Here is a 12,168-nt window from a genome sequence, read left to right on the forward strand (position 1 = left end):
TTGACGGCACTTCGTGAGCAGTCTCTTTCCCGAACCACTCATCCTTGACCGTTGCACTGACCGTTGCACTGACCGTTGCACTGACCGTTGCACTGACCGTTGCACTGACCGTTGCACTGACCGTTGCACTGACCGTTGCACTGACCGTTGCACTGACCGTTGCACTGACCGTTGCACTGACCATTCGAGGACTGAATCGAAAGTTCTTCCATGTCTGAATCCAACCGGAATTCCATCGATTCGATCGAAGATTCTGGTTCAGAAAATCGCAGCCATCCCCGATTCTCCTCGACGTTCCTGATCATCTTTCTCGGGACGATCGTTCAGATCCTGTTGCAATTTGTGTTGCAGATTTTGTTGGCGAAATTCTTCGGGACAAGGATTGAGTTCGAGGCCTACACTGTCGCTTTGACGATTCCGATCGCTGTCAGTGCAGTCATTGCTGGCACGATCAGTGCTCCTCTCATGACCTTCATGAATCGAATCAGCGATCCGAAAGACCGTCGGGACTTCGCCGGGACAGTATTGGTTGTAATTGGAATTGTGTGTCTCGGCCTCGCCCTGATCGGGGTGGCTGTTCGATCCCCACTGATGCAGTGGTATTTGCAAGGAGACCAATCGGAGCTGAAAGAGCTTTCCGCGAGGCTCTTTGCAATTCTCGTCTGGCTGATTCCTGCAAACACTGCGATCGGGCTCTTCCAGGCTGTGCTTCAGCAATCGCTTGAGTTTCGAATTCCTGCCATCGCTGGAGGATTGGGGCCGCTGGTGACCGTTCTCGTGGTGGCGATCTTCGCTCCGAATTCCGGAATCGAAGCTGTCGCTTATGGCACTTTGGCGGGGGCAGTCTGCAACTTGTTGATTCAACTGCGAACTTTGTCGCATCGCGTTCACTGGATCATCGCAAAGAACCAGATGGCTCTGTTCACTTCACTGATCTGGGCAGGCGTTCCAATCCTGATTGGAACGCTCGTGCTGAAGGCGGATTCGGTTGTTGATCCCGCATTGGCAGCAGCGATGGAACCGGGATCAATCGGTCATCTGCGGTATGCGACGCAGTTAATGACGATCTTTGTCGTGCTTGGATCGGGAACTCTTTCAACCCTCGTTTTTCCAAAGCTCGCCATCAGTGCTGCGTCAGATCGTCCGTTGTTTCTCCGAGATGCTGCGATGGCGCTGCGTACGCTCGTACAACTGCTGGTGCCAAGCCTCGTGGTCATTTTTCTGTTTGCCCCTTCTCTGATCGCTGATCTTTACGAGCGAGGAGAATTTCAGCCGTCCGATACATTGGAAGTGACTTCGCTGATGAAGGTACTCAGCGGGTTCCTAATTGGTGCAGGTCTGTGCGAGATTGCCGGAAAAGTTCTCGTCAGCGATCACGATACCTGGACGCCCAACATCGTCGGGAGCATCGGCGTCGGTTTGGGGATTACCGCGAAACTGACGACTGACATCGCTCAAGATGTCGCTTCACTGGCGATGATTACGTCAGTCGTTTTCCTGAGTTGCGGGCTGATCCTGTGGGCGATTCTGGCTTTCCGATACGGAATGCAAATCGTACGCGGGGCTGCTTCAGGGGCTCTCGTTGCTGCTGTGGCAGCGATTGCTGCCAGTGTGATCGGTGGGGCACTCAACGCAATCGAATTCCCGTTTTCATCTGTCGTCGGTTTGTTCGCGGGAGCGGCTGCTTACTTCGCCGTCCTACTGGCCATCGATCCGCACTTGCGACGACTGGTGATGGAGCCGCGCTCCACCAGTCGACAGAGTGAAACGACCGACCGTCACGAATCATGATCAGTCGTTGGAAAGAGCTTCGTTGAGCGGAGCTAGAATTGGTTTTCTTGCAGGCGGATGGTAAATCAACTGCTGCTCGAGGAATCGACTCTCAGCTTCCGCGTTCAGGTCATGGCTGACCCGCTTGACCGGCGGAGGCAATGGGGCATCGAACTCAGCTTCAGGAGAGTACTCATTCGCTTCCTGGAGTTTTTCCGGCGAAGGAGTTCCTTCTTCTTCCTGAATCACTTCCTGAGGTTCGCTGATGGAAGGAGATTGAATCGGTTGGTGTGTTCCTCCGGAAACGCAGGGAGCACAAGACTCGTGGGCACATGCCTGCAGGCACGGAGTATCACATTGAGTCCGAAAACAGTGCAAGTTTCCGCAGCCCGCCCCAATGAGTGCGCCCGCTCCGACCACGAGCAGTCCGACACGTTTCATAATTCTCTCCGTAGATTGATGCCTGTGTTCCGTGGCATATGAGTTAGTGGATCAATCGGATTTGTTCGCGAAACTCCCAATGTGAAAGTTGGTCGGATTTCAATCTTTCATCGGGTCAACGCAGGTCATTCAGGCAATTCCAAGGTTGCCAGTTATGTCGCTCAGGAGAAAATTGACAGTCAGGGAAGCTCCCGTTTTGCGAGTGATAATTGGTCTTTCCGAAAATCGGCGATTCCGGTAAAAAAGACTCAAGAAACTCCCTTCCCCAACCGCTCCGCCGGTCTCGCAGCATCCGCTGCTTCCCCAATTCCACTTCCAACTTTTCACACCCCAGGTCTCACAAATGCCGCGTCGCTCGCCATCCCGGCGAACCGTGCACATCCCGGTGATGTTGCGGGAAGTCCTTGCGCAACTTGAGTTGCGAGACGGGCTTGTCGTCGTCGACGGCACTGTCGGCGCAGGCGGGCACAGCCAGAAAATCCTTCCCATAATCGGCGATTCGGGACGACTCATCGGAATCGACCGCGATCGCGAAATGTTAGACCGGGCTGCGCAAGTCGTCTCCGGACCTCAAGTTGTGCTCGAGCAGGCGAGCTATCTTCAGTTGTCGGAGGTGCTTGAAAAGTGTGGCCTCAACGACGTCGACAGAATTCTGCTCGACCTCGGACTTTCATCAGATCAACTTGCCAGCCCTGATCGAGGATTCGGTTTCGACACATCCGGAACTCTGGACATGCGATTCGACGTCCGCACCGGACAGTCCGTCGCAGAGCTGCTCGCTTCCGCCTCGGAAAGTCAGATCGCAGAGGTCATTCAGGAATTCGGAGAAGATCGGCAAGCCGGAAATATCGCGAAACAGATTGTCGCGCAGCGAAAGAGTGGTCAGCCCGTTGAAACTGTCGATCAGTTGATCGACGCTGTTCTCGCAGCTACGGGCGGAAACTTAGGAGATCGCAGGTCCCCAAGCGTTGTGCGGGTCTTTCAGGCAATGCGAATTGCCGTCAATGAAGAATTGAAACAACTCGACCGCTTTCTGGACACCGTCCTTCCACACGTCCTTCGGCCGGGTGGGCGGATTGTCATTATTACCTTTCACTCGCTCGAAGATCGACGAGTGAAGCAGGCGTTTCGAGAGTCAGAAGTCTTGAAGTTAATCACACCCAAGCCGTTGGCTCCCACGCCATCGGAAGTCCGCATGAATCCGCGCGCCCGTTCCGCAAAGCTGCGCGTCGCTGAAAGGATTGAGCGATGAATAGCCAGAAAAAACACTCAATAATCAACTCAAAGACGGAATCGAGGAGAGTCATCCTCAGCTTGGTCGTTGTTGTCACAACTTCGACGAGCCTGCTGTTTCCCGTGGTTGTAGAAGCTCAGCAATCCGTTCCGCCGTTTGGGTTTCCGGAGGATCTTTCGAGCGGGTCAGCCACGTCCTCATCGCCTGCTCCTCAGCCCGTCAAACTGACACCAGCAGGGAACAGTGCATCGCCCGGTTTAATTCCTCAGAATGATCCGCTTCCCGAGCCAGTTCTGCTTAATGACTGGGAAGGACAAGCGTCCGAACAACCATCGCGCGACGCGTTTCTTCCTCCGAAAACACCAACACCGCAGCCACTTCCAGCCGGTGACCCGTTTGAAAATGTCCAGCAGACGCAGCCGCCAACTTCGCCGATCAATCCATCGGCTCCGGCCGTTTCGAATGGAGCTAAACAGGCACCCGGAGCACTTCCGCTTCAGGCTCCGAACTCAACACAGAGACCACTCATGCCTGCAGGGGAAATCGACAGCCTTCCTCCTGTTCAGCAGTATCCAAACTCAACAGGGCAGGGGAGTGAATTTCAACAGATGTCAAACAGTCGCGAAGTCTATTCGCCGCCTGCTGACAACTTCTCCAACTCTTTTGATCCAGCGCCGCAAATGGTTCCGAGTCCCGGAAACTACGGCGGGAATCCTCCCGCGCTTCAGGTCGAAGCAGCCAAAGTTAGAACGGAAGAAGTCCACGAAATTCAATCAGGCGAGAACTATTGGACGCTGTCGAGGAAGTATTACGGGGCTGCGAGATACTTCGCTGCTCTGGCAGAATACAACCGGCATCGAATTCCGCATCCTGACCGGATGAAACCGGGGATGTACGTTCTAATTCCGGATGTCAGCATTCTCGAAGAACGATTTCCAGAAATGGCTTGGATCAACAAAGAGAGTGAAGAGCGAGCGAAACTCCCCGGAGGATTTTTCATCGACGAATCCGGGCGCCCAGCTTACCGGATCGGAAAAGGTGACACGCTCACGGACATCGCTCAAAACCATTTGGGGCGAATGACTCGTTGGACAGAGATTCACAATCTGAATCAGGACGTCCTCGGGGCTCGCGGAATCCTGAAAATCGGTATGGTCCTGCGACTTCCTCCCGATGCTTGCCAAGTCACCCTCGCACCTCCAGTCGGCAATTACCGATAGAAGAATAAGCAGCGAATCAAAAACCTGCTGCTTTGACGTGCCAGAAAATTCAAACACTCTTCATGAACTCCGGCGGTTCTGACTGTCGGAGTTCAATTGATGTGTGACGCGTTTTCGTTTCGTCGTTTTTCATCGTTCAATTTGAATCGTTTCATTCTCCAGGGAAGGAGCTATCAACTCTGGAGGACAGCTTGTTTTTTCGTCTGCTAGCGCTGGTTGTCGTTTTGACAGTTGTGTCTGTGGCAGAGATCTCGCTTCAGAAACGAACGCTCGCTCGAAAACGGCAAGTCAGCCAGCTCTATCAACAGCTCGACGTACTCGATACTGAACGGGCCAAACTCTTTTTGGTCACACAAGAATTGGGGGCAGCCCCGATTCTTCACTCTGAACTGGACCGATCTTCCCGGGATCAAGGAACCGCTTCCGCCAGCCGACTTCCGCAACATCAGAGACGAAGATGAGTGGTGCTGGCAGCAATCTCACGGATTCAGATCTCATCACGAAGCGGCGACAGCGTTTCGTGTCGGGGTTGATGATTATCATCTGGGGAGTCCTGGTCGGTCGGCTGGTCCAGATTCAGGTCGCTTCTGGAGATCAGTTCACATCACAGGCTTCGCGTCAGCAGATTGATGAAGTCACGATTTCAGCGCGACCGGGAGATATCCTCGATCGACGTGGTCGGTTGCTGGCGACAACGTTGAAGGTCCCGAGCCTCTTCATCGATCCATCTCGTCTTGACGATCCGGAAACGACAATTTCCGATTTGAGTCAGATCATCGACATCAAGACCGATCGGTTGTTGCGTCTGTTGAACGCTTATCGAACGAAGAAGTTTCTGTGGGTCAAACGACAGCTTTCTGAAGAGGAAGTGCTCTCAATTAAGGAAAGCGATCTCGATTGGAATGTCTTGGGGCTCCGAGATGAATTCAAACGATTCTACCCACAGCAAACATTGGCTCGCCATGTTCTGGGAATTCGCGATATCGATGGTAAAGGGCGAGGCGGGATTGAGCAGTTCTTCGACAAGGATCTGAAGGGCCGATCAGGTGTCCGACGCTATGTTCGGGATGCCCGTGGGCAGATGCTTGAGATGCTCGAAGAAGTGACGATCGCCCCGGAAATGGGGACATCTATTGTTCTGACTCTCGATTCGGTCATTCAGTTGTATGCCGAACAGGCACTCGACGAGCTTGTGGAAAGAGTTCAACCATTCAGTGCGAGCACAATTGTTCTTGATCCACGAAGCGGCGAGATTCTGGCGATGGCTTCACGCCCGAATCTCGTGCTCGATTCGGAAGACGAAATGCCATCGAATGCGTGGACGAATCACGCGATTGCATCCGCTTACGAGGCGGGATCGACGTTCAAACCGCTGGTAGCTGCCTGGGCTCTTGAGCAAAACGCCATTGAGCTGAACGAGAACTTTCACTGCGAATGGGGCGCGTATCGAATGGGGACTCGCGTGCTCCGTGATCATCACAGCTACGGAGTCCTTGGTCTCGATGAAATCCTCATCAAGTCGAGCAACATTGGCATGGCCAAAATCGGAGAACGCCTCGGCAACGACGAGCTTCATCAGCTGGCAATCAAGCTTGGCTTCGGTCGCCGAACCGGGATCGAACTGCCCGGAGAAGCGGGCGGAATCTTGCGACCACTCGATCGATGGGATGATTACTCAACTGGATCAATTCCGATGGGGCACGAACTTTCGGTGACTCCAGTTCAGATGATCGCAGCCCACGCGATGCTCGCCAATCGAGGTCAGCGGGTCAGCCCGCATTTGATTCGAGACTACGTGACCGAGACTAGCTCGCCGCAACAGGTTTTGGTGTCTGAAATGATTCGACCTGAGATAGCGAAATGGATCGTGGAAACGGCTCTCGTCGGCGTGATCGAAGAGGGGACGGGACACCGTGCGAAGATCGAAGGTCTTTCAGTCTTCGGAAAGACAGGAACCGCACAGAAGTATAATCCTGAAGGCGGCTATTTCGACGACAGGCACGTCAGCTCCTTCATCTGTGGAGCCCCCGCCGACAACCCGAGAGCGCTGGTGCTAGTGTGCGTCGACGAGCCGACTTCGGAGACGCAATCGGGCGGAACAGTGGCTGCTCCTTATGCTTCGAAGATTCTTGAAAGCACAATTCGTCAGTTAGACCTGTACGCTTCGCAAGATCGCCGTTGAGGCCAACGGCGATTGCATGCGAATTGAACTCTTTCGAAGCAGCGTGTTAGCCGTTCTCGACGATGGTTCCGATCTTTTTGCCTTGGACCGCTCGCAGGATGTTACCCGACTGACCGAAGTTGAAGACGAGAATCGGGATGTTGTGTTCCATGCAGTGGTGAATGGCTTGTGCATCCATCACCTGCAAATTTTGATTCAGCACGTTTTGGAACGTGATTTCGGAATATCGAACGGCGTGCTCGTTCTTCTCCGGATCTTCTGAGTAGACGCCGTCGACCTTGGTCGCTTTCATGAGAATGTCTGCTCCAAGCTCACGAGCTCGAAGTGCGGCGGCTGTGTCTGTAGTAACGAACGGACTTCCGGTGCCGGCTGCCAGGATGACCACGCGTCCTTTTTCGAGGTGGCGCAAACAGCGTCGGCGAATAAAGGGTTCGGCAACGCCTTCCATGCGGATCGCTGACTGGACACGAGTCGGAACGCCGATGTTTTCGAGTGCATCCTGCAATGCGAGAGCGTTGATGACGGTCGCCAGCATTCCCATGTAATGGGCGGTCGAAGCATGGATCGCAGCGCTGACTTCAGAGAATTGTTTTCCACGGAGGATGTTGCCTCCACCACAAACGATGGCGACTTGAGTGCCGGTCTCGTGAACGGATTTGATCTCTTCCGAAATCTCGCTGACTTCGGTCATGCTGATTCCGCTTTCGCGCTCGCGGCAAAAGCTTTCTCCGGACAGCTTGAGAATCACTCGGTGAAAGTGCGGTTTTTCAGACATGTCTGCCAATTCAAATCATGGAATGGAAACAGCGAGTTCTTCAACTCGCTGTCTTGAATTATGGAACGATCGATGTTTGTAATCTAACGCAATTTGTCTTAGTTCGCGCTCTTTCCCCCGTCGATCGACCGAGATTTTTCCGCGAGATCGTCAAGCGTCCGAGCGTCGGTCCCTGAGCAATTCCCTGCAGCGAATGTCGACTTGCTCTATTTGAGGAAGCTAAACAGGCCGCTCTTTTTCTTCTCGGGTGGTTTCGGAGCCCCGTCACCGTTGAGCGATTCATCGATCTTCTGAGCCAGTTGCTCGATGGCCTTGGTGATTTTGGCTTTCGGAAACTCGGTCATAAGCGGTACGCCGTTGTTTCGCGACTCAATAATCGCGGCGTATTCGTTGGGAATCTGCCAGAAGACTTCGCGTCCGATGGTGTCGAGGGCTTTGTTCAGACTGATCTGAGATTCCCCGAGCCCCACGCGATTGACGACAATTTGGACCTTTGAAGAGAGTTCATGCTCGTCGAGAAACTGGTTGATCCGCACCACGTTGCGAAGGCAGGGCAGGTCGAGCTGTGTCACCACCATGATCTGATCGGCAATCTCCATAGCAGCCATGTCTAGCTGCGAGAATGATTTGCTGACGTCGATGATGAGGTGTGTGAACGTTGCTTTCAGCAGCGCGATCACTCGGCGCAGTTCGTCCGGAGTCAGTGGAGCACTGTGATCCATATGCACAGGACGTGGGAGCAAGAACGCTCCGCTCGCATGTTGTGTCAGCGACCGCTTCAACATGGAAAAATCGAGACGGCTGATGTTTTCGGCGACGTCGAGGATTGTGTAATCGGGAATAATATCGAGCCAGACGTCAGCATCGCCGAGTGCGAGATCGAGATCGATAATCGCGACACTGTTTTCAACGTTGCTCGCCAGTGCACATCCCAGATTGACAGCGAGAGAGGTACAGCCCACTCCACCGCTCGCTCCAATGACGGTCAAAACGCGAGTTGACTTCGATTTTCCATCTCGGTTTCCACTAACGTTCTGAATCCGGTCCAGAGCCGCCATGAAGTCGTCGAGATTGAGAGGAGAATGGAGAAACTCTTTAGCTCCATTTCTCATCGCCTGCAGAATCAGGCTGCCTTCTTGAGAACTGCTCACCACCAGCACATGACACTCGGGCGACTCTTGTCGCACTTCCGCGATCGTCGCCAGCCCCTGTTGGGGATCAGCGTCGAGTGCGATCAAAGCGATGTCAGGTTGCGTTTGGGTGATGATGTCTGAAAAGAACTCGTAGCGGGAGCACTCAGCCTCAAGCCAGACCGAATCAATTCCTAACAGCAGGTTCTTGATTGTCGTTCTCGATCCATCTCTGGGATCGACAATCGCCAATCTGACAACATTGTTCATGACTTCACTCCTTGTCCTGGTTGGACCCGTTGCATGGCAATCAGTTCCAACCAGGATTCACGCATCGTCTGTTCCGACATCATTTCGACATCGTTACTTCTTTGGCTGGATTAGACCATGCGATTCTGGCCCCTCAGGTAGTGTTGCATATGCTTTCTGCTGACTGGCTGAGGAGTTGGAATGAATTGCTGATTCTGCCCCTGCATGATGGATACGACCAGAACGATCCGCTTCGACAGAAAATTGATACTCTGCCCGGTCGACAGATCGAGCTGCCGATCCATCGCTTTCAGCACCAACCAGTTGCAGAAATCGTTTGGATTGTGTGCTTTGAGCAGTTTCTGGCTCGAGGGCAGGAATTGGAGTGTTGTCGCTTGGAGTCACTTCCTGATAGTGGCCGGGAGTGATGAGTCCTCCAGGATATGGGCCACAATCGGGACATTCAGGACCGTACAGAGGAACTTCGAGGAGTCCGTCGAAGTACAATTCTTTGTCCGTTGGGATGTCTGTGTGCTGTCCAGGTCCGTGTGATGGCACCTGATGTGGTCCCATTGGTGAGACCATTTGTGGTGTCACGAGGATCAACAGTTCTGTTTCACCGAAGCGGTAGTCTTTGCGGCTGAAGGCAGCACCGATCCATGGAAGTTCGCCGAGGAACGGAATCTTCTGAGTCGATCCGATGCGTGTCGTCGAAATGAGACCACCGATCATCAGGGTTTCGCCGAATCGCATTTCCACTTGAGTGTTCACGCGGCGAACAGACAATCCTGGGACGCTGATTCCATCGACGACAATTGAGTTGCTCACGTCGCGGTCACTGACTTCAGGAGCAATGTCGAGTCGCAGGCGGCCGTTGCCGAGAACGATCGGAACTGCTTCCATTTTGATACCGAACTCTTTGAAGTCGATCGAAACAGCACCGACACCTTGAGGAACCAGGATCGGGAATTCACCACCGGAGAGCATCGAAGCAGGGCGTCCACTTGTTGTCACAAGTACCGGTTCTGCCAGAACTTTCGCGAGGGCTTCTGTTTGAAGTGCTTTCAAGAATCCCTGGAAAACTGTGTTGCTGCCAGTCACAGCGAAGGTGAGATCACTCTCAGCTCCGTTGATTCCGATGGTCGGTGGACCACCGAATGGTGTTTCCAGAGAAGCGAGGTTTGCAATGCCCCCGACCGTGCTGGCGAGTGCGAAATCCTGTCCGAGGATTGCGAAGTTGAACCCGAGGTCTCGCATCTTCGAACGCTGAATTTCCATCACTTTGACGTGCAGCTGAACCTGGCTGACACCGCCGACGTTCATTTGAGGATGCACAGTTGGATAGAACTGTTCGGCAACTTCGATGATTTGCGGGATGTGCGTTGGATCAGTCACCCAGCCACGAAGGACAACGCCGTCGCGAAGGCCGATGGCTTCAATCGCTGATTCCGGGAAGAGTCGCTTCAGATAAGCCTGAAGTTCGCGAGTATCTGGCTCGACGAAGACTTCAATCTTGAAGATCGAATCGAATTCGTCGATGAGCTTCAGTGTTGTGACACCGGGCTGCTCAGCATGGACGCGAATCCGGTTTGGTGAAAGAGCGTTGACACTCAACACGTCGGCATTGAAACCGTCAACGACGAGAATCCGATTGCTCAGTTCAATGACACGTGTGTCAAGATGAACGAGCTTGATGTTGGAGTCAGGAGCGGTGACCTGAAAGATTTCCTCTCCCGGTTGCACCGACTGATCACCAGGGATCCCCGGCTCTGGCTGAGCCAACACAGGAGTGGCCAAGCACGATAGTGCGACGAGGACCGAAAGCTTTCGGATCCATTGAACTGAATTGGCTGTAAGCTTGCGCATCCATGCACCTCGGGATTGTAGACGCCTGCTGGTTGGCGGAGTGGCTCACGAGTGAACCACCCCGCCTGGACCGGCAAAAATCATCCATGTACTCGAAATTATTCCTCGACAAAGTCGAGTCAGTTATGGAGTCTCAACTTCGACCCAGATAACTCAGATCAACCTAGTTGGTTGTTTGAGCTGCTGGCGGAGTTGTCTCCTGTCCCGCATCCGTTCCGTTAGGTTGCCCCCCCCAGAGTGATCGCACCGCGTCAGCGAGTGATCCGGATTCTGGAGCGACTTCCACTGCTTCCTCAGGGAGTTCAAACTCATGAGGAATCGCATCTCTTCCGTTATAAACATGAAGCGTCCACTTAGGAGTCTCTTTGACTGGTGGAACGACTTCTGGCTCTTCAATCACTGGTGCAACGACAGCAGGTTCTTCTACGGCGGCTAAGAGATTGTTGACTTCTTCGACTTCATGAACAGGTTCGACGACTTCGTCAATATCAAACAGGTTCTCGTCGGCATTGGACAGGTACTGATCGGCATAAAGTGGCCGTTCGTTGATCCCCATCGTGCCTTCGAGCTCTTCCAGCAGGTCTTCGTCAATGTCTTTGATCTGCACGAATTCGTCATCGAGTCGGTGTCGCCAGGACAAGCTCAGGTTCCCTTTGCTTTCCGCCAGCTTCACATAGTTGACTTGTTGTGGCATCAACAGGAGCGAAACGTGGTTCGTCCGTCCGCCTTGTTCGTTGACTTCTGCACGATCCTGAGTCTTGGCGCCAGTCGCGAAGACTTCGACGTATTCGAGCAGAGTTTTGGTTTTGGTTTGTGCTGGGCCGCGTGAATTACGTGCCTGGTAGGTCACGAGAACGTCAACACGGTCTCCGGGAGACACAAGGTTACTGTGGGTGTTGGTTTCGGTCACAGGAATCGTGACAACTCGCATTCCCTTCGGAATCTTCATTGAGTTGCCGACGCCACCCGGTTCAGTCAGTTTGGACATAGTCACAATATCCCCGGCGAAGAGCGGAACACGTGCTCCTCGTTCGGCGAATTGTTCCCGAGTCAAAATGGCGTCTTCAGGAACAGTATCAATACTACGTGCTTGGAATGTCACTTTGTCTTCGGTCAGAACCGCCCCGGTTTCAACGGCTTCCAGGGCAACGAGGACGTCAATGGTTTCGACCTGTTCGGTCTTGCCACCTTGCATCGCCTGTTGAACGGCCAACATGGCGACTAAGCCGCATCCTCCTGCCACGGTCAGTAACATGAGTGTCTTGGGTTTCATTTCGGAGCTCCCCGAACTGTTGCGACTA

The 12,168-nt window shown here is 53.5% G+C and carries 11 protein-coding genes; 6 read left to right on the plus strand and 5 right to left on the minus strand.

Annotated elements, in window-relative coordinates; translation table 11 throughout:
* The first annotated feature begins 44 nt into the window (after positions 1-44).
* Both AB1L42_RS22305 and AB1L42_RS22310 read left to right on the plus strand, forming a co-directional pair.
* Positions 45-218, plus strand: coding sequence for a hypothetical protein (locus AB1L42_RS22305; protein WP_367061827.1), 174 nt, complete (start codon positions 45-47; stop codon positions 216-218).
* Positions 211-1,791 carry a lipid II flippase MurJ gene (locus AB1L42_RS22310; RefSeq protein WP_367061830.1) on the plus strand — a complete coding sequence of 527 codons (1,581 nt, stop codon included), beginning with the start codon at positions 211-213 and terminating at the stop codon, positions 1,789-1,791. Before AB1L42_RS22305 ends, AB1L42_RS22310 begins: the two co-directional genes overlap by 8 nt.
* On the opposite strand, the gene AB1L42_RS22315 is transcribed toward AB1L42_RS22310, so the two are convergent.
* Positions 1,792-2,211 carry a hypothetical protein gene (locus tag AB1L42_RS22315; RefSeq protein ID WP_367061833.1) on the minus strand — a complete coding sequence of 140 codons (420 nt, stop codon included), beginning with the start codon at positions 2,209-2,211 and terminating at the stop codon, positions 1,792-1,794.
* 343 nt (positions 2,212-2,554) lie between these two features.
* Between AB1L42_RS22315 and rsmH the strand changes: the two genes are divergently transcribed.
* The 4 genes from rsmH (at position 2,555) to AB1L42_RS22335 (ending at position 6,847) form a co-directional block, all read left to right on the plus strand.
* Entirely contained in the window at positions 2,555-3,463 is a 909-nt protein-coding gene (gene rsmH / locus AB1L42_RS22320) for a 16S rRNA (cytosine(1402)-N(4))-methyltransferase RsmH (protein WP_367061836.1), read from the plus strand.
* Positions 3,460-4,665: a LysM peptidoglycan-binding domain-containing protein gene (locus AB1L42_RS22325; RefSeq protein ID WP_367061839.1), complete on the plus strand. Its 1,206-nt coding sequence runs from the start codon at positions 3,460-3,462 to the stop codon at positions 4,663-4,665. The genes rsmH and AB1L42_RS22325 overlap by 4 nt, the downstream gene beginning before the upstream one ends.
* A 191-nt stretch (positions 4,666-4,856) precedes the next feature.
* Complete coding sequence (locus AB1L42_RS22330) at positions 4,857-5,126, plus strand: hypothetical protein (RefSeq protein ID WP_367061842.1); 270 nt, start codon at positions 4,857-4,859, stop codon at positions 5,124-5,126.
* Positions 5,123-6,847: a penicillin-binding protein 2 gene (locus tag AB1L42_RS22335; RefSeq protein WP_367061845.1), complete on the plus strand. Its 1,725-nt coding sequence runs from the start codon at positions 5,123-5,125 to the stop codon at positions 6,845-6,847. Before AB1L42_RS22330 ends, AB1L42_RS22335 begins: the two co-directional genes overlap by 4 nt.
* A 46-nt stretch (positions 6,848-6,893) precedes the next feature.
* On the opposite strand, the gene pyrH is transcribed toward AB1L42_RS22335, so the two are convergent.
* The 4 genes from pyrH to cpaB all read right to left on the minus strand — a co-directional run bounded on the left by pyrH (position 6,894) and on the right by cpaB (position 12,140).
* On the minus strand, positions 6,894-7,622 hold the full coding sequence (pyrH, locus tag AB1L42_RS22340; protein ID WP_367061848.1) for a UMP kinase: 729 nt from the start codon (positions 7,620-7,622) through the stop codon (positions 6,894-6,896).
* Positions 7,623-7,828: 206 nt separating this feature from the next.
* Positions 7,829-9,022: a response regulator gene (locus AB1L42_RS22345; RefSeq protein ID WP_367061851.1), complete on the minus strand. Its 1,194-nt coding sequence runs from the start codon at positions 9,020-9,022 to the stop codon at positions 7,829-7,831.
* Between the two features lie 93 nt (positions 9,023-9,115).
* The gene (locus AB1L42_RS22350; protein WP_367061854.1) at positions 9,116-10,867 is read right to left on the minus strand and encodes a pilus assembly protein N-terminal domain-containing protein; all 1,752 of its coding nucleotides are present in this window, start codon (positions 10,865-10,867) and stop codon (positions 9,116-9,118) included.
* A gap of 163 nt (positions 10,868-11,030) precedes the next feature.
* Positions 11,031-12,140, minus strand: a complete 1,110-nt coding sequence (gene cpaB, locus AB1L42_RS22355) for a Flp pilus assembly protein CpaB (RefSeq protein ID WP_367061857.1) — start codon at positions 12,138-12,140, stop codon at positions 11,031-11,033.
* Positions 12,141-12,168 lie beyond the last annotated feature (28 nt).

The organism is Thalassoglobus sp. JC818 (assembly GCF_040717535.1).
Classification (GTDB): Bacteria; Planctomycetota; Planctomycetia; order Planctomycetales; family Planctomycetaceae; genus Thalassoglobus.